The 25,362-nt window shown below is 67.1% G+C and carries 24 protein-coding genes; 14 read left to right on the top strand and 10 right to left on the bottom strand.

Annotated features, from left to right (window positions below; all coding sequences use genetic code 11):
* Nucleotides 1-5 precede the first annotated feature (5 nt).
* The 4 genes from BLV57_RS10675 (at nt 6) to BLV57_RS10660 (ending at nt 3,876) form a co-directional block, all read left to right on the top strand.
* Nucleotides 6-1,064 (top strand): ABC transporter ATP-binding protein, encoded by a 1,059-nt coding sequence (locus BLV57_RS10675; protein WP_091288473.1) that lies wholly within the window; start codon nt 6-8, stop codon nt 1,062-1,064.
* The gene (locus tag BLV57_RS10670; protein WP_245757256.1) at nt 1,061-1,969 is read left to right on the top strand and encodes an ABC transporter permease; all 909 of its coding nucleotides are present in this window, start codon (nt 1,061-1,063) and stop codon (nt 1,967-1,969) included. Before BLV57_RS10675 ends, BLV57_RS10670 begins: the two co-directional genes overlap by 4 nt.
* Nucleotides 1,966-2,805: an ABC transporter permease gene (locus BLV57_RS10665; protein ID WP_091288472.1), complete on the top strand. Its 840-nt coding sequence runs from the start codon at nt 1,966-1,968 to the stop codon at nt 2,803-2,805. The genes BLV57_RS10670 and BLV57_RS10665 overlap by 4 nt, the downstream gene beginning before the upstream one ends.
* A 105-nt stretch (nt 2,806-2,910) precedes the next feature.
* The gene (locus BLV57_RS10660) at nt 2,911-3,876 is read left to right on the top strand and encodes a YncE family protein (protein WP_143047026.1); all 966 of its coding nucleotides are present in this window, start codon (nt 2,911-2,913) and stop codon (nt 3,874-3,876) included.
* A gap of 78 nt (nt 3,877-3,954) precedes the next feature.
* Here BLV57_RS10660 and BLV57_RS10655 read toward each other — a convergent pair whose 3' ends face one another.
* Nucleotides 3,955-4,425: a heme-degrading domain-containing protein gene (locus BLV57_RS10655; protein ID WP_091288470.1), complete on the bottom strand. Its 471-nt coding sequence runs from the start codon at nt 4,423-4,425 to the stop codon at nt 3,955-3,957.
* Between the two features lie 43 nt (nt 4,426-4,468).
* Complete coding sequence (locus BLV57_RS10650; RefSeq protein WP_091288469.1) at nt 4,469-4,843, bottom strand: VOC family protein; 375 nt, start codon at nt 4,841-4,843, stop codon at nt 4,469-4,471.
* Nucleotides 4,844-5,007: 164 nt separating this feature from the next.
* Here BLV57_RS10650 and BLV57_RS10645 point away from each other — a divergent pair, with 164 nt between their 5' ends.
* Nucleotides 5,008-7,584, top strand: a complete 2,577-nt coding sequence (locus BLV57_RS10645; protein ID WP_091288468.1) for a tetratricopeptide repeat protein — start codon at nt 5,008-5,010, stop codon at nt 7,582-7,584.
* Here the strand turns inward: BLV57_RS10645 and BLV57_RS10640 are convergent.
* Together BLV57_RS10640 and BLV57_RS10635 are read right to left on the bottom strand one after the other, a co-directional pair.
* On the bottom strand, nt 7,567-9,585 hold the full coding sequence (locus BLV57_RS10640) for an NADPH-dependent 2,4-dienoyl-CoA reductase (RefSeq protein ID WP_091288467.1): 2,019 nt from the start codon (nt 9,583-9,585) through the stop codon (nt 7,567-7,569). The genes BLV57_RS10645 and BLV57_RS10640 overlap by 18 nt on opposite strands.
* A complete protein-coding gene (locus BLV57_RS10635) occupies nt 9,582-10,121 on the bottom strand; it encodes a PadR family transcriptional regulator (protein WP_091288466.1) in 540 nt (179 codons plus the stop codon). Before BLV57_RS10635 ends, BLV57_RS10640 begins: the two co-directional genes overlap by 4 nt.
* A gap of 71 nt (nt 10,122-10,192) precedes the next feature.
* On the opposite strand from BLV57_RS10635, the gene BLV57_RS10630 reads away from it, so the two are divergent.
* Nucleotides 10,193-11,122, top strand: coding sequence for a patatin-like phospholipase family protein (locus tag BLV57_RS10630; protein WP_091288465.1), 930 nt, complete (start codon nt 10,193-10,195; stop codon nt 11,120-11,122).
* Nucleotides 11,123-11,233: 111 nt separating this feature from the next.
* On the opposite strand, the gene BLV57_RS10625 is transcribed toward BLV57_RS10630, so the two are convergent.
* Nucleotides 11,234-12,079 (bottom strand): SAM-dependent methyltransferase, encoded by an 846-nt coding sequence (locus BLV57_RS10625; protein ID WP_091288464.1) that lies wholly within the window; start codon nt 12,077-12,079, stop codon nt 11,234-11,236.
* Nucleotides 12,080-12,338: 259 nt separating this feature from the next.
* Between BLV57_RS10625 and BLV57_RS10620 the strand changes: the two genes are divergently transcribed.
* On the top strand, nt 12,339-13,502 hold the full coding sequence (locus BLV57_RS10620) for an alpha/beta hydrolase (RefSeq protein ID WP_245757302.1): 1,164 nt from the start codon (nt 12,339-12,341) through the stop codon (nt 13,500-13,502).
* Here the strand turns inward: BLV57_RS10620 and BLV57_RS10615 are convergent.
* Nucleotides 13,496-14,689, bottom strand: coding sequence for an FAD-dependent monooxygenase (locus tag BLV57_RS10615; protein ID WP_091288462.1), 1,194 nt, complete (start codon nt 14,687-14,689; stop codon nt 13,496-13,498). The two genes, BLV57_RS10620 and BLV57_RS10615, sit on opposite strands and share 7 nt — an antisense overlap.
* A 69-nt stretch (nt 14,690-14,758) precedes the next feature.
* Nucleotides 14,759-15,661: a serine hydrolase gene (locus BLV57_RS10610; RefSeq protein WP_143047025.1), complete on the bottom strand. Its 903-nt coding sequence runs from the start codon at nt 15,659-15,661 to the stop codon at nt 14,759-14,761.
* Nucleotides 15,662-15,775: 114 nt separating this feature from the next.
* On the opposite strand from BLV57_RS10610, the gene BLV57_RS10605 reads away from it, so the two are divergent.
* The 3 genes from BLV57_RS10605 (at nt 15,776) to BLV57_RS10595 (ending at nt 17,974) form a co-directional block, all read left to right on the top strand.
* Nucleotides 15,776-16,369 carry an RNA polymerase sigma factor gene (locus BLV57_RS10605; RefSeq protein WP_091288460.1) on the top strand — a complete coding sequence of 198 codons (594 nt, stop codon included), beginning with the start codon at nt 15,776-15,778 and terminating at the stop codon, nt 16,367-16,369.
* A complete protein-coding gene (locus BLV57_RS10600; protein WP_245757255.1) occupies nt 16,362-17,480 on the top strand; it encodes a CU044_5270 family protein in 1,119 nt (372 codons plus the stop codon). The genes BLV57_RS10605 and BLV57_RS10600 overlap by 8 nt, the downstream gene beginning before the upstream one ends.
* 68 nt (nt 17,481-17,548) lie before the next feature.
* Complete coding sequence (locus BLV57_RS10595) at nt 17,549-17,974, top strand: hypothetical protein (protein WP_091288459.1); 426 nt, start codon at nt 17,549-17,551, stop codon at nt 17,972-17,974.
* A gap of 71 nt (nt 17,975-18,045) precedes the next feature.
* Here BLV57_RS10595 and BLV57_RS10590 read toward each other — a convergent pair whose 3' ends face one another.
* On the bottom strand, nt 18,046-18,981 hold the full coding sequence (locus tag BLV57_RS10590) for an LLM class flavin-dependent oxidoreductase (RefSeq protein ID WP_091288458.1): 936 nt from the start codon (nt 18,979-18,981) through the stop codon (nt 18,046-18,048).
* A gap of 17 nt (nt 18,982-18,998) precedes the next feature.
* Nucleotides 18,999-20,894 carry an elongation factor G gene (locus BLV57_RS10585; RefSeq protein ID WP_091288457.1) on the bottom strand — a complete coding sequence of 632 codons (1,896 nt, stop codon included), beginning with the start codon at nt 20,892-20,894 and terminating at the stop codon, nt 18,999-19,001.
* Between the two features lie 198 nt (nt 20,895-21,092).
* On the opposite strand from BLV57_RS10585, the gene BLV57_RS10580 reads away from it, so the two are divergent.
* Together BLV57_RS10580 and BLV57_RS10575 are read left to right on the top strand one after the other, a co-directional pair.
* Nucleotides 21,093-22,922, top strand: a complete 1,830-nt coding sequence (locus BLV57_RS10580; protein ID WP_091288456.1) for a glycoside hydrolase family 9 protein — start codon at nt 21,093-21,095, stop codon at nt 22,920-22,922.
* Nucleotides 22,923-23,016: 94 nt separating this feature from the next.
* Complete coding sequence (locus tag BLV57_RS10575; protein ID WP_218134719.1) at nt 23,017-23,340, top strand: ester cyclase; 324 nt, start codon at nt 23,017-23,019, stop codon at nt 23,338-23,340.
* 29 nt (nt 23,341-23,369) lie between these two features.
* Here the strand turns inward: BLV57_RS10575 and BLV57_RS10570 are convergent, their stop codons facing one another.
* The gene (locus tag BLV57_RS10570; protein ID WP_091288455.1) at nt 23,370-24,011 is read right to left on the bottom strand and encodes a hypothetical protein; all 642 of its coding nucleotides are present in this window, start codon (nt 24,009-24,011) and stop codon (nt 23,370-23,372) included.
* A 118-nt stretch (nt 24,012-24,129) separates the two neighbouring features.
* On the opposite strand from BLV57_RS10570, the gene BLV57_RS10565 reads away from it, so the two are divergent.
* Both BLV57_RS10565 and BLV57_RS10560 read left to right on the top strand, forming a co-directional pair.
* Nucleotides 24,130-24,636: a SigE family RNA polymerase sigma factor gene (locus tag BLV57_RS10565; protein ID WP_091288454.1), complete on the top strand. Its 507-nt coding sequence runs from the start codon at nt 24,130-24,132 to the stop codon at nt 24,634-24,636.
* Nucleotides 24,633-25,337: a hypothetical protein gene (locus BLV57_RS10560; protein ID WP_091288453.1), complete on the top strand. Its 705-nt coding sequence runs from the start codon at nt 24,633-24,635 to the stop codon at nt 25,335-25,337. The genes BLV57_RS10565 and BLV57_RS10560 overlap by 4 nt, the downstream gene beginning before the upstream one ends.
* Nucleotides 25,338-25,362: the final 25 nt, after the last annotated feature.

Genomic DNA, 25,362 nt, shown 5'->3' with positions numbered 1-25,362 from the left:
TCCTGATGTCCGATAAGGGTTTCTCCGAACTCCGGCTCGAGGGTGTGAGCCGCAGCTTCGGCTCGGCCAACGCGCTGAAGGGGCTCGACCTGACCATCTCCGGCCAGGAGTTCGTCGCCCTGCTCGGACCGTCCGGGTGCGGTAAGTCGACGGCGCTGAACTGCCTCGCCGGGCTGATGCCGCTGACCGGCGGCAGTATCTGGATCGACGACAAGCGCATCGACGGCCTGCCGCCGGAGCAGCGCGGGTTCGGCATGGTGTTCCAGAACTACGCGTTGTTCCCGCATATGTCGGTGCGCGCGAACATCGCGTTCGGGCTCAAGATGCACAAGGTCGCCAAGGCCGACATCACCCGCCGCGTCGACGAGGCGCTGCGGCTGGTGCAGCTCACCGACCACGCGTCGAAGTTCCCCGGTCAGCTCTCCGGCGGCCAGCAGCAGCGCGTCGCGATCGCGCGCGCGGTGGTGCTGGAGCCGCCGGTGGTGCTGATGGACGAGCCACTGTCCAATTTGGACGCGAAGCTGCGGCTAGAGATGCGGATGGAGATCCGGCGTCTGCACCAGACGCTGGGGCTGACCACGGTGTACGTGACGCACGACCAGGAGGAGGCCTTGTCGCTCGCCGACAGGCTGGTCGTGCTTCGCGATGGCGAGGTGCAGCAGATCGGCACCCCGGAGGAGGTGTACGCGCAGCCCGTGAACGGTTATGTCGCCTCGTTCATGGGTTACCGCAACATGCTCGCGCTGGAGATCACCGGCGCGAGCGGCTCCGGGGTGGTGGTCGAGGGCAACGGGGTGCGGTTGTCCGGCACCAGCCGCGACGGCCTGGCCAGTGGGCAGGCCGTCGCGGCCATCAGGCCAGAGGACTTCGTGGTCGGTGACGTCACGGCGAACAGCATCGACGTCACGGTCGAGATCGTCGAGTACCACGGGCGCGAGCTCTCGGTGTCCGCGCGGCTGCCCGGCGGGGAGCCGGTGTACTTCCGCACGGACAAGCGGCTCGCGCCGGGTGACTCGGCGAAGATCAGCGTGCCCGCCGAGCGGGTGCTGGTGTTCGAGCCGTGACGGCCGTCGTGGCTGAGGCGGCTGTGGCAGCGAAGCCGTCGCTGCGGCACCGGCTGGCTGAGCGCGGGATCGACCGCGTGCTCCTGCTGCTCGTGCCGGGCGTGGTCTTCGCGGTGGCGCTGTTCCTCTACCCGTTCCTGTACGGGCTGCAGCTTTCCTTCACACCGAAGAAGGGCGGCCCGTTCTCGAACTACGCCGAGTTCTTCCGCGACCCGTACCTGCGCAACACGATGTGGACGACGTTGTGGATCGCGCTGCCCGCGACGCTGATCAACGTGCTCGCGAGCATCCCGATCGCGTACGTCATGCGCGGCAAGATGCGCGGTAAGCGCACGCTGACCACCATCCTGGTCGTGCCGATCACGCTCGGCACGGTGCTCACCGCGCAGGGCCTGATCACCTACACCGGGCCAGCCGGCTGGCTGAACAAGGTGCTGTCGTCGCTCGGGATCAGCGACGAGCCGTTGCCGCTGATCCACAACTACACCGGCGTGCTGCTGTCGCTGGTGATCACCGGGTTCCCGTTCGCGTTCCTGCTCACGCTGTCCTACCTGTCCGGCATCGACCCGACGCTGGAGCGCGCGGCGGCGACGCTCGGCGCGAGCTGGGGGCAGCGGTTCCGCAAGATCACCATGCCGCTGCTCGCGCCGGGGCTGGCGATCACCTTCTGCCTTTCGTTCGTGATGGCGTTCTCGGTGTTCCCGTCGGCGAACCTGGTCGGTGACCCGTCCGGCACCACCCGGGTGATCTCGATCGCCGCGTATCACGCCGCCTTCGAGGAGTACAACTTCTCGATGGGCTCGACCATCGCGATGATCATGGCGGTGATCATGCTGCTGGTCATCGGCCTGGTGCTGATCTGGCGGACCACCCTCTACCGCGGCGCGACCGGAGGCAAGGGATGAGTTCCGCCAAGAGTGGTTGGGTCGCGCGTCCTGGACGTTGGGTCGTCTGGGCCATCGTGGCGTTCTTCTTCGTCAACCTGATCGGCCTCGTGCTGTCGGTGGTGATCGACTCGTTCGGCACCAAGTGGTTCGGCACCTGGCTGCCGGAGGGGTTCACCACGCACTGGTACGGCGACGCGTGGCGCGAGTTCGGGCTGTCGCAGGTGCTGTTCACCACCGGCACGGTCGCGATCTCGGTCATCGTGATCTCGGTGCTGGTCGGCGTTCCGGCGGCGTACGCGCTGGCGCGGCGGTCGTTCCTCGGTAAGCAGCTGGTGATGCTGCTGTTCGTGCTGCCGATCCTGATCCCGCCGATCACCTACGGCATCCCGCTGGCGACCGTGCTCTACAAGTTCCACATCGCGGGCACGATGACCGGCGTGGTTCTGGCGAACCTGGTGCCGTCGATCCCGTTCGTGGTGCTGACCATGACGCCGTTCATCGAGCAGATCGACCCCAAGATCGAAGCGGCCGCGCGGATGAGCGGCGCACGCACGCTTTCGGTGTTCACCCGGATCCTCGGTCCGTTGCTGCTGCCGGGGATCCTGGCCGCGGCGATCTTGGTGCTGGTCAGGACGGTCGGGATGTTCGAGCTGACTTTCCTGGTGGCCGGGCCGGATTCGACGACGCTGGTCGTGGCCTTGTACAACTCGGTGTTCGGCGCGGGCATCAGGGCGAACCAGCAGGTCGACGCGATGGCGACGATCTACACGGCGTCGATGCTCGTACTGCTGCTGATCGCGTTGCGGTTCGTCAACCCGACGCAGCTGGTCACGCGGGTGCGCGAAGAATCGTGAAGATCTTGTCCTGCCGAGATCGTCAAGCCGTCGGTGGGTTGTGCCGATGTCACTAGAGCTGAAAGGTCAGAGGACGACGGCTTTCTCGTGATCGGGAGGTACAAGGTGGGGGTCCCCAGTTCGGTGGTTCCGTCCGGCGCGCATCTGTGGTCGCAGGCCGGTGCCGGGGTGACGGTGCATGAACTTTCCAGTGGTGCCACGGTGTCCGGGCCGGTCCAGCTCGCACACCGCCCGGTCGGCGGCGCCGGGAACCTGGCGGTTTCCGCTGATGGCAAACGGGTTTTCGCGCTCGGGCTCGACGGGGTCGTCGCCGAGTTGAACACCTCGACGCTCGCGGAGTCGAAGGCGGGCGACACCAAGCAGCCGTCCGGCGGGCTCGCGGTGAACGCGACCGGTTCGCTGGTCGCCGTCCTGCACACGACGCGGCAGACGGTCAGCCTGCTCGACACCGGGACGAAGGCCGTCGCGGACATCGCCGGCGTGCTCAACCCGACCAGCGCGGTGTTCAGCCCGGATGGCGGGACGCTTTACGTGCTGTGCTCCGGGGTCAGCCGGATCGTCGCGATCGACACGGCCGAATGCGCGGTCGTCGCGCAGGTGACCTTCGGCAGGGGCGGGAACCTGCTGCACCTCAGCCACGCGCTGGCGATCGCGCCGGACGGCGGGCGGCTGTTCGTCACCGGCAACATCACCACCGAGTCCGGGCACGCCGACTTCCTGGTGCCCGTCGGCACCGAGAAGCTCACCGCGGTCGACTACCTCGAGTACCACGGCGACGGTGCGACCGCGCTGGCCGTCGGCGCGGACGGGCGGTTCGTGCACTCGCTCGACCGGCGCGGCAAGGTGGTCGTCTTCGACACCGAGGTGGGCAAGCAGGCCGTGACCCTCGATCTGACCGGCGAGTTCACCGCGGGCACGACCGACCCAGGCCGGACCCGGTTCTATCTCTCGCACGCGGGCCACGGGACCATCCAGGTCGTGGACCTGGCCGAGGCGACTTTGGCGCCCTCGCTGACCATCGACGGGACGGCCGCGCAGGCCGTCGTGGTCGTGAGTGATGCGGCCGGTTAGAACCGGCCGCAACGCTCACTCTAGGAACGGGATAAAGCGGGCTTTATCCCGGGAAAAGCACCCGGGATAAAGCCCGCTTTATCCCGTTTTGCCCAGGAACTCTTCGAGCGCGCGGACGACGAAGGCGTGGTCTTCGGCCTGTGGCAGGCCGGAAACGCCCACGGTGCCGACCATGCCGACGTTCTCGACGATCACCGGGAAGACGCCGCCGTGCGCGGCGTACAGGTCCTGGTCGAGCCGGGAGTCCGCCTCGAAGGTCTTGCCGCGGGACCTGAACGAGGTGCCGACGTGGAAGGAGCTGTGGCCGTAGCGGTCGACCACGCGGCTCTTGCGGTCGATCCACGCGTCGTTGTCCGCGGACGTCCCGGGCAGCGACGCGTGGAACAGGCGCTGCTGCCCGCGGCGGACGGAGATCGTCAGGGGCAGGTTGTCGGCTTTCGCGGCGGCCAGCAGGTGAAGGCCCAGGTCGATGGCGGTTTCGTTGTCGAACCGCCGGAAGCGCAGGCGCTCTTCCTGCGCGGTCAGTTCGGCCAGTAGCTCAGCGGTCATGAGGCCATTAAATCAACAGCGTTGTGTAATTCCAAGCCGCTGATCAGACGAACTGCGACAGCGAGAGCGTGTTCCCGAACGGGTCCTTGAACCAGGCGACGCGATCGCCCTCCGGCGTGGTCCACACCCCGTGCGAACTCTGGTCCAGCCCGTAAAAGAACAGGAATTCGACCTCCTGCGCCCTGAGCGTGTCGACCGCTTCGTCGATGTCGTCGACCTGCCAGCCCAGCACGGTGAACGGCTGCGGGGTGAACTCTTCGACCTTCGTGGCGCGGATCATCGTTGTGCCGCACCGCACCACGACCGCGAACGGGCTCTCGTCCTCGAGGTCGAAACCCAAGGTCCCGGCGTAGAACTCGCGCGCCTTCGAGAGGTCTGTCACCGGTACGAACCCGATCGGCCGGGTGGAGTTCAGCATGTTTTCACCTCGCTGGAACAAGTTACTCCTTTGCATGCCCCGCGCCGCGGCAAGCAAAACAGTGAAGGCGGGGAAACCGAGTCGTACCGGTTAAATCACGACGAGTAACAAACCGCTTCCCCTGAGCGAGTACTCTGTAGACCGTTCGAGGGGGTGAAACTCGCGTGCGCAGACGGCTGGATTCCGATTTCGACCATGCCGACCTGCCCAAGGCTCACCGGATCCGGTGGTGGCTGGCGGCGGTGCTGGCCGGGCTGATCGCGGCGACGTTCACCGTGGTGCCCTATCTCGACGTGTTCCAGAACTCGGCCTTCGTCAAGAACACGAAGGTCCCCACGGTCATCAGCTGGGCCGTCCTGCAGACCGCGATCGTGGTCATCTCCGCGGTGCTGACGCTCTATTACATCGGCAAGGCCAGGCTCGAAGGCGCCGCGTACCGGGCGAACCAGATCGACATCAAGGTGTTCGCCGACGAGCGGCCCGACGGCAGTCACGACCGCGAGGTCGACTCGGCCGTCGAGCTGACCGCGGCGTTCAAGCGCATCCTCAACGAGTCCCGGCTGTACGACCCGACGCCGGTGCCGGGGGTCGGCGGCTCGTACGACTTCATCCAGATCGTCGAGACCGCCGGCGAGTCCGCGGACGGCTGGTGGAAGGTCGTCACGAAGCTCATCAAGCTCGTGCAGCCGCCCGCCGCGTTCCAGATCAGCGGCACGGTCCGGCCCGGCAACGTCAACGGCCGCTACCAGCTGATCCTCGAGCTGGTGAGGATGCCGCGGTTCGCGGCCAGTCCGCTGGTGATCGAGGACGACAACTGGCCACGGGTGCTGCACCAGGCCGCGAACGCCGTGGCCGCGCTGGTCATCCCGCGCAGTGCTTACGTCCGCAAGAACATCCACTGGGCGGCTTGGCGCGACGCGAAGATCCCGTGGGAGCTGTTCGACGCCTACCAGCGCTCCAACTACTTCGTCGAGCACAACCGGTACGACGAGGCGCTCGCCGAGTACTACCGCGCGCTCACCCTCGACCCGTCGAACGTCTACATCAGACTTGAGATCGCGTCGCTGCAAGAACAACTCGACCTGCACCTGGACGCGCTGGCGACCTACGACGACGTGATCACCATCTGCAGCCGCGGCAGGCCGAAGCTCGCGCGCTGGTGGATCGGCCGTGACTTCGAGCGGCAGCCGCGCGGAATGGCGAAGCATCAAGAGGTCGCGTTGCTGTTGGCCAGATACCGGCACGCGCTGGTGCTCGGGCATGGTGACTCGATCGCCAACTCGTGGTGGGTGCGCAAGCCGCGTCGTGGCGCCGATTCCATGTACGACGCCAGGATCAGCCAGCGCGCGGAACTGCGGGCCGCGCTGCGGTTGCGGTTCGAGCGGTATGTCGAGCTGGACATCCGTACCTGTCCACAATGGATTTCGCGGTCGGAACGGAAAGCGCTGCACGACAGGCTGCTGCGCGCGCCGATCGAGGAACTCGTGGTCCCGACCGCGACCAGGGCCGAAAAGAAGCTGTACGACGATCGCGCCGCCGAACTCCGGTCGTACCTGTGCGCGTTGTCGCAGTACGAGATCGAGCGGCTGATCGAGGATTACCACCATTTCTGGCGGCGCTATCGGCACAGCTGGTCGCTGCTGACCAACCGCGCGCTGCGGCTGTGTCTCGCCTGGGTGGTGTTGCGGCGTGCGATGGCCGACGTCGATCCGCTCACCGGCGCGGTCCCGCGACCGCGGCAGGTCTACCCGGAACCGAAGCCGAAACTGTTGCCGCCCAACGTTTTCCCGGCGGGCACCTGGCCGCCGGACCCCAAGGCGCTGACCGAGGTCGTCCAGGGTTCGGGGCACCGCAGTTCCTGGGCCGAGTGCTACAACGCGGCCAGCGTCTACGCGGTGGCGCTGATGAAGGTCGGCCCGCGCGGGCAGGCGGACATGCGGCGCAAGGCGCTCAACCCGCATCTGGCAGGCAGCGCGCGAGACCAGGTCGCGCGCAGCGCCGTGCGGGAGCTGTACCACGCGGCGACCGTGAGCCACAGTGGACGGTTGGCCGGGCGCCGATCCTGGGTGATGGACGAGGATCCCGACCTCGTCGCGCTGCGCGGGCACGAGTTGTTCCGCGTGTTCGAGATGGTCACGTTCGCGCCGGATCGGCCAGCACCGCTGCGCCCGCACCGCGCGCATGTGTGGCAGCAGGCGAGTTACCTGCGGCAGCTGATCTTCGACATCGCGAGCTGCCGGGCGCGGTTCTGGCATACCCAAGCACGCGGCAACGGCCCGGCCCCGGACGACCGGACCGTCGACGAGTGGCGCGCGATCGACAGTGACGTCTGGCGGCAACTGCGTGATCTGGCGGTCAGCAGGCAGGACTGGTACACGCGATTCCAGGCCATCTGCGCCTACCGGCGGTGGTCCGTCGAGTCGGGCTATGCCGGGAAGGTGGCCGGGTTCCCGGCGTACACCGAGGACCTGCTGGCGTTGCAGCATCGTGGTCTCCTCGGCGTCCCGCTGGAGAAACCCATCAACAGCAACAAGGTCGCGCCCGAGTACATCATGGGCTGCGACCACCGGCTCGACCAGCTCGTGGCCGCGGTGAAGTCCTTGGACAGCACCCCGCTGCCCGAGGACTTCTGCCGTCGCGCCGACTACTGGCGTGCGCTGGCCGCCTGGTTCGACGACCGGGTGGCGGACGGCACGTCCGCCGAAACCCGGCGCCTGAACTTCCTAGAGATCAGCGGCTAGCCGGACGCCCTGGTTGATCGCGCGCTTGGCGTCCAGCTCGGCGGCCACGTCGGCGCCGCCGATCAGGTGCACGGTGAGCCCGGCGGCACGCAACTCGTCGGCGAGTTCTCGTTGCGGCTCCTGGCCGGCGCAGATCACGACCGTGTCCACGTCGAGCACGCGCGACTTCTCGTCGGCGGTGATGTGCAGGCCATCGTCGTCGATCTTGTCGTAGCGGACGCCCTTGATCTGCTCGACCCGCTTGGCCTTCAGCGCGGCGCGGTGCACCCAGCCGCTGGTCTTGCCGAGTCCGGCGCCGATGCCGGAAGTCTTGCGCTGCAGGAGGAAAACCTGACGCGGTGACGGTTCCGGCTTCGGCTTGGTGAGGCCGCCGATGGCGGTCTCCGGGTCGGTGACGCCCCATTCGGTCATCCAGGCGTCGAGGTCGAGCGCCGGGGAATCCTTGTGCGTCAAGAACTCGCTGACGTCGACACCGATCCCGCCCGCGCCGATGACCGCGACCTTGTCGCCGACCGGCTTGCCGTGCTTGACGACGTCCACATAGGACAGCACCTTGGCGTGGTCCACGCCGGGGATCGACGGGATGCGCGGGGTGACGCCGGTGGCGAGCACGACCTCGTCGAAGCCGGCGTCGACCAGATCGGCCGCGGTGACCCGGGTGTTGAGGTGCAGTTTGACGCCGGAAAGCTCGATTTGCCTGGCGTAGTAACGGATCGTCTCGGCGAACTCTTCCTTGCCGGGTATCTTGCGCGCGATGCCGAACTGGCCGCCGATCTCGCTGTCCGCCTCGAACAGCTCGACGTCGTGGCCGCGTGCGCCGAGACTCGTCGCAGCGGCGAGTCCGGCGGGCCCGGCGCCGACGACGGCCACCCGCTTGACGCGGCGGGTCGGGGTCAGTTTCAGCAGGGTCTCGTGGCCGGCGCGGGGATTCACCAGGCAGGACACGGTCTTCTTCTTGAAGGCGTGGTCCAGGCAGGCCTGGTTGCAGGCGATGCAGGTGTTGATCTCGTCCTCGCGCCCGCTGCCTGCCTTGAGGATCCACTCGGGGTCGGCGAGGAAGGGGCGGGCCATCGAGACGAGGTCCGCGTTGCCGCTGGTCAGCGCCTCTTCGGCGACCTCGGGCATGTTGATCCGGTTCGAGGTGACCACCGGGATGCCGACGTGCGGCTTCAGCTTGCCGGTGACCCAGGTGAACGCGGCGCGCGGCACCGAGGTGACGATCGTCGGCACGCGAGCCTCGTGCCAGCCGATGCCGGTGTTGATGATCGTCGCGCCCGCGGCTTCGACTTCCTTCGCGAGCGCGACGACGTCTTCCCAGCTCTGGCCGCCTTCGACGAGGTCGAGCATGCTGAGCCGGTAGATGATGATGAAATCGGGGCCGACCTTCTCACGGGTGCGGCGGACGATCTCGACGGCGATCCGGCGGCGCTTCTCGGGCGAGCCGCCCCACTCGTCGGTGCGCTTGTTGGTGCGTTCGGCGAGGAACTGGTTGATGAAGTAGCCCTCGGAGCCCATGATCTCGACGCCGTCGTAGCCCGCTTCCTTCGCGAGCGCGGCGCAGTCGGCGAACGCGCGGATCTGTTGCCGCACACCGTATCCGGTCAGCGCGCGCGGCTTGAACGGGTTGATCGGTGCCTTGATGCTCGACGCGGAGACGCTGAACGGGTTGTACGCGTAGCGCCCGGCGTGCAGGATCTGCAGCGCGATCTTGCCGCCTGCCTCGTGCACGGGAGCGGTGAGCTGCCTGTGCGCCCCGGCTTCCGACTTCGTGCTGAGCTTCGAGGCGAACGGCAGCAGCCAGCCGGTGCGGTTCGGCGCGAAGCCGCCGGTGATGATCAGCCCGACGCCACCGCGCGCGCGTTCGGCGTAGTACTCGGCGAGACGCGGGAAGTCCTTCTCCTTGTCCTCGAGGCCGGTGTGCATCGAGCCCATGATCACGCGGTTGCGCAGGCTGGTGAAGCCGAGGTCGAGTGGCGAGAGCAGGTTCGGGTACTGGCTCATGAGGTGCCCTTCCGGAGCGCTTCGAGAACTTCGTCAAGCCACTCGACGAAACCGGACTCGGTGCGGATTCCCCCGCGCAGCACCAGATACTGGTGCAATGACTGTCCACTGAGGTCAGCCGGCGCCGGGAAGTCGCGCTTCTCGATCTGGCGGTAGACGTCGAGCTGCTCGGCGTGCGTGTCGCGGTGGCGCGCGACTTCTTCGGCGACCGCGGCGACGTCGCCGAGCGCGGCGCCGCGGATCTTGACGGCGAGTTCGCGAGGGCCCGCGCCGGGATCAGGCTCGGCGAGCCACCGCTTCATGACCTCGGCGCCGTCTTCGCTGACGGTGTAGACCTTCTTGTCGGGTTTGCCGGACTGCTCGACGTGGTCGACGACGATCCAGCCTGCTTCCTCCATGCGCTTGAGCACGCGATAGATCTGCTGGTGGGTGGCGCTCCACCAAAGCCCGATCGACTTCTCGAACCGGCGCGTCAGCTCATAGCCCGAGCCGGACCGCTCGGACAGCGACACCAGTATCGCGTGCTCCAACGCCATGGTCCGAGTCTGATATGCAACTAGTTGCACTGCAACGAGACGCCTATCACTAAATCGTTCATAATAGTTGTATGCACGAAGTACTTCGGCTGCTCGCTGCCCGGCTGGCGACGCGCAGCACCCCAGGTCAGCGCGCCGATTCGGCCCGTGTTGCGCTGGCCATCGAGGGTGGCAGCAGCCGCGGGACGTACTCCAGCGGCATGGTGCTCGCGCTCGAAGAACTCGGCCTGCTGCCCGCGTTCGACGCCGTCTACGGCTCGTCCGCCGGCGCGTTGAACGCCGCCTGGCTGCTGTGCGGCCGCTCCGTGACCGGCGTCCGTTCCTGGTGGAACCCCGACGTGATGCGCCGGATCATGAACCCGCTGCACCCCTTGCGCGGACGTGCGGTGATCGACCTGGATTTCCTGGTCCACCAGGTCTACTCGAGGCTGGAGCCGATGGACTTCCCGGCGATCCTGGCCAACCCGGTCGAGTTCCACCCGCTGGCGACCGACGCCGACACCGGCGAGTCGACCGACCTGCACCCCTTCGTGGTCGACGTCGACACGGTCAAGCTCGCACTCGCCGCGACCTCATGCATGCCGGTCCTCGCGGGCCCGCCGATCCCACTCGGCGGCCGCCGCTTCGTCGACGCGGGCGTCACCGAGCCCATCCCGTTCCGCACGGCCTTGTCCCAGGGCGCGACCCACGTCTTGGTCCTGCGCACCCGCCGTGCCGACGAACTCCCGCTGCCCCCGCCTCGCGTCCAGGACGTGGTGGTCCCGCGCTTCCTCCGCCGCTACGCCCCCGGCACCTTGGCCGCCTGGCGCACCCAGCACGCCCGCGACATCGCCGACGCCCAGACGCTCGCCTCCGACCCCCGCCTCTTCTCGGTCCGCCCACCCCTGGACGCCCCGACCATCGGCCCGATCGAGCGCGACCCCGCCGTACTCCGCCGAGCCGTCGACCTGGGCCGCACCTCAGTCCTGACCGCCCTATCCCCCCTGCTCACCGCCTCCTGACCTGCCACTCGTAAAAGCCCGAAAGTGACTTTCGTCAGGTCGCATCTGACAAAAGTGGCTTTCGGGGGATTGGATCTGACGAAAGCCACTTTCGGGCTTTCGAGAGCTGGGTCAGGCGGGTTTTTGGGCTATGCCGCCGATTACGCGGGACTCCGAGGGGGAGCGGGTGAAGAGGGTGGCCGAGTCGGGGTGCCAGGCCGGGGCGTAGACGAGGCCGGGTGGGAGGAGGGGCCAGTCGCCGAAGAAGCGGCTGAACTCGGTCATCGTGCGCAGGACGCCGGGGTTGGTCGTGGTCTCGTAGTACTCGAGGAGGTCGAGCAACGCCTGGCGCTCGTCGTCGTTGACCGGGTTCTCGTTGGTCATCTGGGAGAGGACCAGCAGGGAGCCGGGCGCGAGGCGCTGGCGGTAGTAGGCGAGGACCGCGTCGGGGTCCTCGGAGTCCTTGATGAAGTGCATGACCGCGTTGATCACCAGCGCGACGGGCTCGCGGAGGTTGATGATCTCGGACTCGCGGACGCGTTCCCAGAGGTCCTCTGGCTGGAGGAAGTCGGCGGCGATCGCGTGGTGGCGGTCGGGGTCGGCCGTGTCGGCGAGCAGGACCTGGGAGTGGGCGAGCGCGATCGGCTCGTTGTCGATGTAGAGGACGTGGGTGTCCTCCTCGGGGCGGGCCTCGTCGGCGACCTCGTGGACGTTGCCGGTGGTCGGGAGGCCGGAGCCGATGTCGACGAACTGGCGGATGCCGAGCTCGGCGCAGCGGCGGACCGCGCGGCCGAGGAACTGGCGGCTGGTCATGCAGTAGTCGCCCATGAGCGGGAGACGGCGGCGTACCTTCTCGGCGAACTCGCGGTCGATCGCGTAGTTGGTGGTGCCGCCGATGAAGTAGTCGTAGATGCGGGCCGCGGACGGCCGGTCGAGGCTGCTCCCGATGGCTCGCAGCGCCTCGTCGTGATCCGTCATCGCGATCTCCGTGCTTCAGCTTTCAACTAGTTGGCGCCATGTTAACTGCCTGGGCGGCGGCCGCCGGAGACCCGACGGGTATCGTGGCCGCCAGGCGGACCACCCCGCCTACTGGGAATGTGACTCGAATCACAAGCTGTCAACATCATCAAGTACCCGCGCGTCTTCTTGCACGGCGAAAAGAAAGATGGCTAACCCGGAAGGGATCGGAATGCACGCGAGCGATATCAGACTGGACTCCACGTTCGGTTTGATCTTGGTGGCCGTTCTGGCATTGCTCGCCGTGATCGCCGTGCCCTGGTTCTGGGATTCCTGGAAATGGCGCCGCACCGGCCGCAGCGTGACCACAGTCACCGCCGTCCTGCTCGTCGTTCTTTCGATGGCGCTCGGCGGCAACATGATCGGCGGCTTCTTCCCGACGCTCGGCGCGCTCATCGGCACCTCGAACCCGGCGGGCGAGGGCACCAATGGTGAGGGTGGCCTCAACGGCGGCGGCCTCGAGCAGATGAAGGACTACAACCGCGACCGCGGCGCCAAGGGGCTCGGCTCGACCTTCCATCTCACCGTGCTCGGCGAGCGCACCGGTCTCACGCGCGACGTGAACCTCTACATCCCGCCGCAGTACTACGACCCCGCCTACGAGGGCTTCACCTTCCCGGTGATCGAGTGGATCCCGAACTACCCGTCCGGCCCCGAGGTCGCGGGCAGCGGGTACAAGCTGTTCGAGCAGCTCGACGCCGCGATCGGCAAGAAGCTGCTGCCGCCGAGCGTGGTGATCATCCCCGACCCGACCGGCGTGCCGAAGGTCGGCCACGACACCGAATGCGTCGACGAGGTCAACGGCGCCGCGAACGACACCTACCTCACGGCCGACATCCGCGCCTGGGCGCTCAAGACGCTGAAGGTCAACCCCGACCGCAAATCCTGGGCGATCGCTGGCTGGTCCTCCGGCGGCTACTGCGCGCTCAACCTGGTCACCAGGCACCCGCAGTGGTTCGGGATCGCGGCCAGCGTCAGCGGCTACGACGCCGCGTGGATCGACGCCGAGACCACCGACATCTTCAAGGGCCGCAAGGACATCGCGGACGCGAACAACGTCTCGATCAACCTCGCGAAGCACCCGTCACCGGTCGATCTGCTCGCGATCGCGGGCGACAAGGAAGGCAACGAGGTCGCCTCGATCCAGCGGATGAACAAGGCCGCGCTGTCGCCGACGACGTTCACGTCCTGGATCATCCCGGACGCCGGGCACAACATGAACACCTTCAAGTCGCAGCTGCCCGACGTGCTCACCTGGATCGGGTCCAAGAGTGCGACCCCGCGCTTCGCCGGCGCCCGCAAGGTCACGGTCAGCGGCGAGGTCAAGCCGTGGCCGCTGCCGCAGACGGGCGCGAAGGGCGCGCTCGTGGCGACCGATCAGTAGTCCTTGAGCACCGCGGCGTTCGCTGCTTTTTCGTAAGCGCCGAGGAATTTCTCCTTGCCGGGAATGTAAGGCATCATCCGGACGAGGAAATTGCGCCGCCAGATCCCGAAATTCGTCTTCGGCATCAGGCCGGTCGCGTTTCCGGCGCCGATCTTGTGGTTCAGCTCGACGTATTCACGCATGTCTTCGCGGTAATTCTTGAACGCCGTCTGGTGATCGTCGAGATGTGCCTGCAGTTCGCCGACGACGATGTACGCGCCGACCAGCGCCATGCTCGTCGCCATTCCGGACAGCACGGACGAGCTGTGCGCGGCGTCGCCGACCAGCGCGATCCGGCCCTTCGCCCAGTCGTTCATCTTGACCTGGGCGATCGAGTCGAAGAAGAAATCGGGCGCGTCGGGCAGCGCTTTCAGCAGCCTCGGGATTTCCCAGCCTTCGCCGGAGAAGACGTCGAGCAGGATCTTCTTCTGCTGCTCGATGTCGTGCCGGTCGTAGAACAGCGGGTCGGAGCTCCAGTGGAACATCGCCATCGCCTCGGAGTTGCCACGGGCGCTCTGCATGCCTGCGGCTTTGCCCGGCATGTTGTAGAAGCATTCCCAGTGGTCGAGGTTCAGGTGGTTTTCCGTGGTGAAGATGGCCATGTAGTAGCCGAGGTGGTGAATGAACCGCGACTCGTCGCCGAAGGTCAGCGCGCGGACGTTGGAATGCAGCCCGTCGGCGCCGAACACGTAGTCGAAGGTGCGTGGCTCGCCGCGTTCGAAAGTGACCTCGACACCGTCGGCGGTTTCGGTGAGCGACGTGATCGAGTCGCCGAAAACGTATTCGGTGTAGTCCTTCGTGGCGTCGTACAGGATGCGGCTGAGGTCGCCGTGCAGGATCTCGACCTCGGCGACCACACCGGATCCGCCGAGGAAGTCCTTGCCCAGGCTGCCTTTCACCTTGTTGTTGATGTCGACGTAGGAGATGCCGTCGACGCCGGTGCCCTGTTCTTTGATGGTGTCGAAGAGGCCCATTCGCTTGGTCACCTCGACCGCGGTGCCCCGCAGATCGACCGCGTATCCGCCATCGCGGATCTCGGGAGCCTGCTCCACGACCGTCGCTTCGAAGCCGTAGCGGTGGAGCCAGTAAGCCAATGCGGGCCCGGCGATGCTCGCGCCCGAAACGAGTACGTTCATGTTCTTCGCCACTCTGGCGAGTGTACACACGTCCTATATGATCGTTTAGTACGATCGTATGTGCGCGTACCGTTGTTGGACCTAGTTCAACAACTCTTCCACCGCTTGGGCCGCGGCCGTGACCTGCCTCGATCCGGCCGCCCACGACACCGAACTGGGTCGTGAAGTCAGAATGACCACGATGTAGCGGTCCTCTTCACCCACTAGGCCGGTCGTGTGGAGATTGCGCGTCGGATCGCAACAGGACCAGCCCTGCTTCACCGCCCACGGCTTGTCGATCCCATTCGGGATGCCGAAATACTGGTCGAATCCGTCCGCGCCCGCCTTGGTCGCCTTCCGCAGCGCGGTCACGACGACCGAGCGGATGCCGTCTGATGCCTTCTCCATCAGATATCGGTAGACCTTCACCATGTCGGACGCGGTGGTGCGGGTGCTGCCCCAGTGACCGGGATCCGTCGGCGGTTTCGTGCGGGCGAGGCCCATTCTGGCCGCCCAGCGGGTGACGATGGACTGTCCGCCGTTCGCCACCCACAGACTGCTCGCGATGTTGTCGTCGCTGCGCGAAAGCATCTGCGTGACGGTCGCGTTCGACGAGGTGCCCTTGTCCAGTGCGTCGAACGCGATCAGCAGTTTCACCAGTGACGCGGTGGTGAAGACCGTGTCCGCGTGCTCGGCGAGCAGTGCCTTGTTCTCCGCCCGGTCGTAGACCATCGCGCCGACCTGCCCGCCCGGCACCTGGCCGGAAAGCTTCGTGGAGGAGGTAGTGGCCTTGCTCGACGGTGTCGGTGACGGCGTCGGGCTCGGTTCCGGCTCCGGAGCAGGCTCCTCCGTGGGCTCCGATGGGGCGACCCCCGTGACGCTGGTTTCCAGCGGCATGGACACCGACGCCTGCACCGGCCCGCGCGTCGAATAGATGAACGCGAACATCGCGACGATCGCGCCGACGCACAGTCCGGAAAGGAGCATTGCCGTTCGCTTGCTCATGACTGGTGTTGTTCTGAGCGAGCCTCCGTATTCGCCGCGAACGGCCTGGTTGTGGGATGGATCTCGATCAAGCGGAAATCGGGGACGCGGCGGCGGGAACTGACAAGCAGTACCGTGACAGGAATCATCGAGCGCAGGGTTGATGCCCCGGGTGACCGGCCAGACCTCGCCGCGGAGGACCCGAAGGAGTCCTTCGCGCGGCTCTTCGACGAGTACGCGAGGCCGTTACGCGGCTACCTCGCGGGCCGGGTCGGCGAGCACGTGGCGGACGATCTCGTCGCGGAGACCTTTCTGGTCGCGTTGCGAAGACGCGCGAGCTACGACCCGACGCAGGCGCCCATCCGCGGCTGGCTGTACGGGATCGCGACCAATCTGCTCCGCAACCACGTCCGGCACGAGGTGCGCGGCTACCAGATCACGGCCAAGGTCGTCGGCGAAGAAGCACCGGCCGAGAGCCACGACGCCAGAGTGGCCGAACGGGTCGACGCCGCCACCCGCCTGCGCAGGCTCGCCGGTGAGCTGGCCGCGCTCAGCGAAACCGAGCGCGACGTGCTCCTGCTGACCTCGTGGGCCGGGCTCGAACCGGCCGAGGTCGCCGAGGCACTCGGCATCCCCGCCAGCACCGTGCGCTCCCGGCTGCACCGCGTGCGGCACAAACTCCAGGCTTTCTTGACCGCCAAAACTCTTGAGGAGAACGTCAGTGAATGAGCTCGACCAGGCTCTCGACCAGCTGAACCGCGAAGCCCGCGACTCCTACTCTTCGCTTTCGGACGCCCGCGCCAAGCTGATGGCCGCCGTCGACGCCGAAGCCGCGCTCCCGCAGCTCAAGCCGCGGCGCCGTCGTCTGGTGCTGCCTGTCGCGGCCGCTGCCGCCGCGGTGCTCGCCGTGACGGCCGTCGTCGTCCAGGTCCGTTCCGGCGAACCCGCTCCCCAGGCCCAGGTGCCTCCGTCGTCGGAGGCGCCGTCGTCCGAGGCGCCGGTGGCGCTCGTAGCGGCCGAGGTGCTGAACAAGGCGGCCGACCTGACCGTCGGCGCGGTGGACCAGCCGGTCGGGCCCGGCCAGTTCCGCTACATCAACAAGCACGTCTGGAATACCCGAGGGCAGAGCACGGGCGTTTCCGTCGACGCGCCGGACCAGACGATCAAGGGCAGCACCTATCTGCTCGAACTGCGGTACCAGACCTGGATCCCCGCCGACGAGAAGCAGGTGTGGCTCGAGCGCCGCGAGGTGCTCGGCCCGCTGAAGTGGCTCGGGGGCACCTCGCCGGAGTCCGAGACGACACCGCCGCCGATCATGGACACCGACAAGGGCGACCGCCAGGGCCCGTGCGGCGACTTCTTCCCGAAGGCCAAGCCGAAGAAGGTCTGCGGCGACGCGACCGACTCCGCCCAGCCCGCCTTCTACCGGAACCTGCCGAACGATCCCGACAAGATGTTCGCGCGGCTCAAGGAAATGACCAAGGGCCGGGGTTCCACGCCGTCCGCGATGTTCTACTTCGGACTCCAGGTGCTGGAGGACGGCTTGATGCCCGCCGAGCAGCGTGGCAACTGGTACCGCGCGCTGGCCAAGATCGACGGCGTCAAGGTGGTCGAGAACGCGGTGAACCTCGACGGCCGCACTGGCATCGCGCTCGGCATCGACGGCGAGCACGAGCGCCGCGACCTGATCATCGACCCGAAGACGGGCGCGTTCATCGGCGCGCGGAGCGTTGCTGGCGAGCACCCGTATGAGGCGTGGATCAAGCCGGGCACGGTCACCGAGTTCAGCGCGGTCACCACCGGCGTCGTCGGCACTATCGGGCAGACTCCGGGGAACTGACGCAACTGGTGTTCCCCCTTGGCGTCTCCAGCTGTGAAAACTGTTGCGAGACACCAAAGGGGACTGGAATGAAACATCGCTCTATCGCCGCCGGACTCGTCGCCGGTGCGGTCGCTCTGCTATCCGCACCGGCGGCCCAAGCCGAAACCGCCGACCTGGGGCTGCCGGGCGGCAGCCTGACCCGCGGTCCTGGAAAGTTGATCTCGGTCTTCCCAAAATGCGTGGTCATCGGCGATGACCACGGTGGGGCGCCGAGATCCGAGGCGCTGACCAGCGTCGAATTCGCCGGTACGAACGAGTACACGGGATATGCGTTTTGGGATGCCACGGTCAAGAACGTGAAGCCGGGCGCGTACCTGGTCACCGTCGACTGCCGGGGAAAGAAGATGTCCGGCACGTTGCACGTGCCGGGCAAGGTGACTGAGATCAAGAAACCACAGGTCGCGGTGAAGCCGAAGGGAGCGCCGGAAAGCGGCGGTGGCGGAACCGCGTAACGCACGAAAAGTCAGACATGGAGTCGTGAGTGGTATGGCCGGTTAGAACCGGCCATACCACTCACGACCCGTTAGGCCAGCCGGGCCTTGACCTTGCCGGCCGCGGCGATGGACTCGGCTTGGGACTCGCCGCCCAAGGGCAGCAGCACCACCGATTCGCTCCCGGCCTCGTGCAGCTGCCGCACTCGCTCGGCACAAGCGTCGAGCGGGCCCGAAACGCTGAGCTGGTCTATCCACTCAGGACGGAGCCGCGACGCCACGTCCTCGCCGCTTTCCATGATGGCCAGCAGTTCCTCGCCGAACGGCATCGGCTGGACGTGCGGTCCCGAGTTCACGCCGAGCGCGCCGGCCACGTCCGCGCGGACGCGCTCGCGGGCGCGGTCGTGGTCCTCGTCGAGCGCGAACCAGTTGTACGTGGTGATCGCGTTGCCGGTGATCTCGCGGGTCGCGCGGATGTACTCCGGCGCGGCCGGCTCCGCGAGGATCGTTCCGTCGGCCTTCTTGCCGGACACCGCGAGCGACTTCGGCCCGCGCACGCCCGCCAGCAGCGGCGGGACCACCGAAGGCTTGTACTCCAGCTCGACCTCGTCCAGCCGGACATGCTTGCCCTCAAGCGAAACACGCTCGCCCGACAGCAGCCGCTTGATCACGTCGAGCGTCTCTTCCAGCGCGGCGAGCGGGGACTTCGGGTACGCGCCGATCTGCCGCATCCACGCCGGGACGCCGTGTCCGAACGCGACGGTGAGCCTGCCGGGGTAGAGCTCGGCGAGCGTGGCGATCTCCATCGCGGCGATCGCCGGGTTGCGGGCGACCGTGGGCAGCACGCCGATACCGACGGTGATCCTTTCCGTCACCGCCAGCACGGTCGACGCGGTGGCGATGCCGCCGGTGTAGAAGCAGTCCTCGACGATCCACACCTCGTCGAGCCCGGCCTCGTCGGCTTGGCGTGCCAGGTCCTTGACCTCGCCGGGCGCCACTTCTCGGTTGATCCTGGTACCGACACGCATGTCGTCTCCTCCTCGGGTCATACCCCTACCCTGCGCAGCACCTGCAGCAGGTATTCCTTGCGGTTGAGCGGATTGTGGTCGGTCCGAGGCCGCTCGGGCACCTCGCCGGTCACCGGCTGGTAGCGCTCGAACGCGGACTCCAGCACGCCTTCACCCCGGGTCAGCGACGGCAGCCGCTGCTGCAGCTCGTGCACCTTGGCCGCCGGGATCTCGCCCTCCAGCACCGCGGACGCGCCGAGCGTCAGCGGGATGGCGCGCAGCTTGGCGAGCGCCGACGAGACCACGCCGAAGGTGTCCGGCGGCAGTTCGAGGCGGAACCGGTGCATCGGCTCGTACACCGTGGTCCCCGCCTCCCGCAACGCGTTCATCAGCACCAGCGGGGTGAGGTTGCGGAAGTCCCCGGCGGTGCTCGACATGGTCTTGTCGAACGTACCGTGCGAGTGGCTTTGCCGCGCCCAGTAACCGGAATGCGTCATCGTGACCACGCAGTCGGTCACCCGCCAGCCATGTAATCCTTGCCGCAGCGTCTCCTTGGTCGTCTCCTCGACGGCCTTGACGAAGGAGTACGGCATCGAGCCCAGTTCGACCTCCAGCCGGAAGTCGACGCCTGATCCGATCGGCGCCGGATCGACACGCAGGCCGACGGTCGCGAGGAAGGGATTCGGCTCCTTGTCGATGATCTCGAAGGCCGCGCCGGAGCCGCGTGGGCGTTCGACGCAGATCGTGGTCGTCTCACGGAAGGTCACCTCGACGCCGAACTCGTCGGCCAGCGTCGCCTGGATGACCTCCTTCTGCACTTCGCCGTAGAGCGAAACCGAGATCTCTTGCCTGATCTCGTCTTGCCGGAGATCGATCAGCGGATCCTGCTCGGCCAGCCTGGTCAGCGCGGGATGTAGTGCCGCCTTGTCTGACGGCCGCACTCCGGCGACGACCGTCTCCAGCGTCGGTGGCGCGAAGTGGTGCTGCCCGGTGCCCGCGCGCGGTTCGCCGATCGCGTCGCCGATCCGCACTTCGGTGAGACCCCAGAGCTTGCCGATCTGCCCGGCGCTCACACTCGCGCTCCGCACGGCCGAGCCGTTCTCGAAAACGCTGATCGCGGTGACCTTCTGGTCGGCAGGCAGGCGATCCCTGGTCCGCAGCGTCCCGGAGAACATGCGGACGTAAGCGATCTTTTCGCCAGCCGGTCCACGCTCGACCTTGAACACGGTGCCGGACACCGGTCCGTCCACATCGGACTCGGAGCCGGGCAGCATACGCTTGATCCCGGTGATCAGCTCGGTGACTCCGGCGCCGGTGATCGCCGATCCGAAGAACACCGGATGGACGAGCGCCCGTTTCGCTTGAGTCTCGAATTCCTTGTGCAGCAAGTGTTCTGACACTTCGTCGCCGAGATAGGCGGCCAGGAAAGTGTCGCTGTTCTCGGCCAGCACTTCCGCTGAAGGCATATCGTGCCGGATCGCGGCGGGGGTGAGTTTCGCGGCGATCTCGCGCGTCACGCGCTCGGGATCGGCGCCGCGGCGGTCGGTCTTGTTCACGAAGACGAGCGTGGGGATGCGCAGCCGCCGTAGCGTCCGCATCAGGACGCGGGTCTGCGCCTGCACGCCCTCGACCGCGGAGATCACCAGCACGGCTCCGTCGAGCACGCTGAGCACCCGCTCCACCTCGGCGATGAAATCCGGGTGACCGGGTGTGTCGATCAGGTTGACCGTGACCTCGTCGACGACGAACGAGACCACGGCGGATTTGATGGTGATGCCGCGCCTGCGTTCCAGCGCGAGCGAATCGGTCTGGGTGCTGCCGTCGTCGACGCTGCCGATCTCGTCGATGACGCCCGCGGTGTGCAGTAGCCGCTCGGTCAGGCTGGTCTTACCGGCGTCGACATGGGCCACTATGCCTAAGTTCAAGGTGTGCACGAAGAGTCATGTCCTCTGGGTAGACGGTGATCACCACTGGGTTGGACATGGCTGTTCCGCGCATGACGACTCCTTCGAAAGTCCTGGCGGCCGACTACAGCAGAGTGACCGGGCGGCGGGCAACCGAATTTTCCCGGTGATCGGTATGGCCGTCTTGGCGGATTGACATTAGTAAAGATTCCTTCTTTACTCGGTCGGATGAACCACTTGGGGCGTAGGAGTTTTCTGCTCGGTTCGGCCGGAGTCGCCGGTGCGGCGGCGCTACCCGGCACCGCGTCGGCCGCCGAGGAGGGTGGCGCGGGCACGCAGGTGATGGCGAACGCCGTCGGCTACGAGGCGGTAGGCCCCAAGCGAGTGATCTTCGCGAGCCAGAGTCAGTGGTCTGGACCTGGCGGGTTCCGGGTGGTCGACAACCTGACCGGCGCCGTGATGTTCCGCGGCCAAGCCAAGCCTGCGGTCACGGTCGAGGACTGGCGCAAGGACCAGTTCCCCGAGGTGCCCGATTTCTACCGGGTCGGGGACTTTTCGCCGGTCACCAAGCCGGGTGAGTACGTGGTGATCGCCGAGTCCGGCGCCGCCTCGTGGCCGTTCCGCATCGACCAGAACCTGCTGGAGCGGTTCACGCTGCCCGCCGTCGTCCACTTCTTCAAGGAGTCACGCAGTTCCGGCCAGTTCGACAAGGCCGACCGCAGCCTCGCCGTCGGGACCACCGGTCAGCGCTGGGACGCGCATGGTGGCTGGTACGACGCCGCCGCCGACTGGGGCAAGCACTTCACCCAGTTGTCCGGGCTTTCGTACTTCAACACGCTGTCGATCCCACTGACCGCCTGGGTGCTGTTCGCCGCGCACGGCAACCTGGACCGGCGCAAGGACACGAACTTCGTCTCGCTCACCACCTGGCTGCTCGACGAGGCGTTCTTCGGCGCCGACTACCTCGTGCGCACGCACGTGCCCGGCAAGTCCTTCTACAGCGGCGTTTCCCAGCCGGAGGACGACAATCTCGACGTCGACCCGACGCTGCGCAAGCTCAACACCAAGCAGGTCAACCACCGCGAAGGCGGCGGTGCCGCGATCGCCGCGCTGGCGCGGGCGAGCACGTACGGCATCAGCGGTGAGTACACCCCGGCCGAGTACCTGGCCGCGGCGAAGGACGCGTTCGCGTTCCTGCAGGCGAACAACACCGACATGACCAACGACAAGAAAGAGAACATCCAGGACGACTACAACGCGCTGCTCGCCGCGACCGAGCTGTTCAAGGCGACCAAGGACGCCCAGTATCAGCAAGTGGCCGATGCTCGCGCGGCGAGCCTGACGAGCAGGCTCGCCGGCTGGCAGAAGTACCACGACTACTGGCGGGCCGACGCGGTCGACCGGCCGTACTTCCACCCGTCCGACGCCGGGCTGCCGGTGGTCAGCCTGCTGTCCTATGTGGACATCGCGAGTGACGCGGTCAAGGCTAAGGTGCTCTCGGTGGTGCGCAAGTCGCTGGAGTTCGAGCTCGCGGTCACGGCCGAGGTGCCCAACCCGTTCGGGTACGCGCGGCAGCTGATCCAGGGCCGGGAGGGCAACCGCTACACCGGCTTCTTCATGCCGCACGACATCGCGCCGCGGTCAGACGACATCTGGTGGCAGGGCGAGAACGCCCGCATCGCGTCGCTCGCGTCCGCGGCCAGGCACGCCGCCCGGTACTTCGACGACGCCTTCGCGGCCAGGCTGCGTGCCTACGCGCAGGATCAGCTCAACTGGATCCTCGGCGTCAACCCGTACGCCACCTGCATGCTCGAGGGGCCGGGGCGCAGCGTGCCGCTCTACCTGGAGTACGCGAACAACGACCCGGCCGGGTCGTGGCGGTGGCTGCGCTGGCCGGGTGGCATCGTCAACGGGATCACCGGCAAGAGTGAGGACGGGCGCGGGCTGCAGTGGGATCCCGGCCGGGCGGCCACCGGGCCGAACACCGACTGGCGCTGGCTGGAGCAGTGGCTGCCGCACACCACCTGGTATCTGCACGCGGTGACCGCCCGTATTTGACAGACTCCTATTGTTCCGCGAATGCCGGTATTGACAAACATGCCGAATAACGTGCATGTTGTTTTGTCGGCTATCGCAGGTTCGAGGAGCCCGGATGTCAGGCAACGATGCTCGGATAACCGCGGAGAATCTCACCAAACAGCGGCTGGACATTGTCCGCGCGCACCTGGAATCCGCAGGTTATCGGCCAGGGTGTACCGGCTTTCCCGATGAACGCGCCGAAAACGTGCATTACCATGTCGCGGAAGACTCGGTGGTCGCGGAATTCGACTTGCTGGGAACGGCGACTGGCCGGAATTTCACCGTCCGGTCGGCCGCCTGTTTCGTTTTCGAGGCGGGCGGTGACCGTATCGTGGGAGAGCGGCGTTATTTCGACCGCGTTTCCTACTTCGAGCAGCTGGGACTGCTCACCGGCTGACGCCGACGCCCGGCGCCAGCCGGTGAGTGTCAGCCGCGGCCGGGCTGGGTGTTGCCTGCGGGCAGCTGCTTGCCCGCGGCGTCGAAGGCCTTCAGGCCGGACGGCTCGGTGACCTTGTCGAACCAGAACACGACGATGTCCGAGTCCTCGCTCCACTTGGCCGTGTGCGCCTGCGCGCCCTTGGCGATGATCTTCGCGGCGGGGCCCGCGTAGTAACCGAAGGCGGGGTTGCCGCCGCCCGTGTTGTTGCCGACGGTGACGCCGTGGAAGCCAGGAGCCTTGTCGGAGCCGCTGAACTCGTTGGTCACGATGTCGGCGGTGACCTTGCCGTCCGCGGTGCGGTGGCCCTGCATGATGCCGAAGTGCGTGTTCGGCAGCGACGGCTCGTTCACCGCGACCGCGTAGAACACGATCTCGCCCTTCGCGTCCTTGATCCCGGTCGAGATCACGTCACCGACCGGCTTGTTCTCCGGCGCCTGCGGAGTCGCTGCCTGCTCACCGGTGAACACCTTCTGGCCGGTGCCGCCGTCGGTGGCCGCCGTCCCGGTCACGCCGGCGGGCTGGTCCGCCGCGTTCGCCGAGAGAACGCCGGTGACCGCGATGGCTCCGCAGGCGACGACCGCGCCGGCGGCCATCAGGATGCGGCGGGTCAAGCGGGTGTTCGACTGCATTGATCACTCCCTGGGTAGGTGATTGAAGATCATCCGCAGGGAAAGACGGCCGGGACGCACTCGAAAGTTGTCGTCGCGGCGCGCAACCTTTCGGGCCGCTCGCTCGTCGTTAATGATCATGGCCAGGAGTGATGACGAGTTCGTGGAGTTCATGCAGGCGTGTTCAGCGCGTCTGCTGCACGCCGCGTACCTGCTCACGGGTAACCGGCACGCCGCAGAGGACGCCGCGCAGACAGCACTGGCCAAGACGTACGCGACCTGGGCGAAGGTGCGCCGCAAGGACGCGTACGCGTACACGCGGACGATCCTTGTCAATCACGTGATCGACAAATGGCGCCGTCCGCTGCGGGAGCATCCCGCCGACGAGGTGCCGGAACGCGCCGTCGGCGGCGACGTCGATTCGGCCATCGTCCAGCGGGAATGGCTGATGGAGAAGCTCAACGAGCTGACCGCCCGCGAGCGCGCGGTGGTGGTGCTCCGGCACTACTTCGACCTGCCCGAGGCCGAGGTCGCCCGCGAGCTCAAGGTCTCGGTCGGCACGGTGAAGAGCACCAACTCGCGGGCGCTGGCCAAGCTACGGATATCGATCGACCCGGCGACGCTGATCGGGGGAGGAGGACGATGAACGACCTCGAAGCACTGCGCACCGCGCTGAACGAGGCGCCGCCGGAGGGCCTGGCGCTCGACACCGCCGCGGTACTCACGAGTGGCAAACGTTTGCGCCGTCGTCGTCAGCTGCTCCACGGCACCGGCGTGGTCGGTGTCGCGGCCGCGGTGGCCGCCGTCGTGCTCGGCTCCGGCATGCTCCGCGCCGTCCCGCCGCCGGGCAACGCGCCGATCGCGGCCCCGTCGACCAGCCTCAGCATCGCGCCGCAGGGCCGCGAGCCCTACGGCGACGTCATCCCCACCGGCTTGAAGGTCGCGGGCGGTGAGCTGGTGTATTACGCGGTGCGGGTGGACGAGCCGCAGGCGCTGCCCGATACGCACTTCGGCGTGATGACCGGCATCCGCTCGGCGGACGGGAAGCTCAAGGATCTCATGATCGTCAACGGGACCAGCGGCTCCGACCGTAAGCCCGGCTTCCGCGAGCTCGACGGCGGCGAGCAGGTCAACGGGCAGTTCGTGCCGGTGTTCGGCTACTTCGTCGGGCCGGTCGCGAAGATCGTCACGACCGCGCACGGCAAGGAGGTCCAGGCGAGCCTGGCCAAGTGGAGCGTCGACCCGACGGTCACCGTGTTCTGGTTCGATCCGCAGCTGGTCGACTCGTACAACGTGCTGAGCCCCCCGTACGCCTACGACGCCGCCGGTAACAAACTGTCCAGTTGAGCTGTTCGTGTGAGCGCGGACACAC

The organism is Amycolatopsis xylanica (genome assembly GCF_900107045.1).
Taxonomy (GTDB): Bacteria; Actinomycetota; Actinomycetes; order Mycobacteriales; family Pseudonocardiaceae; genus Amycolatopsis; species Amycolatopsis xylanica.
The sequence above is the reverse complement of the archived record's forward strand: the minus strand, read 5'-3'. Positions and strand labels throughout refer to the sequence as shown.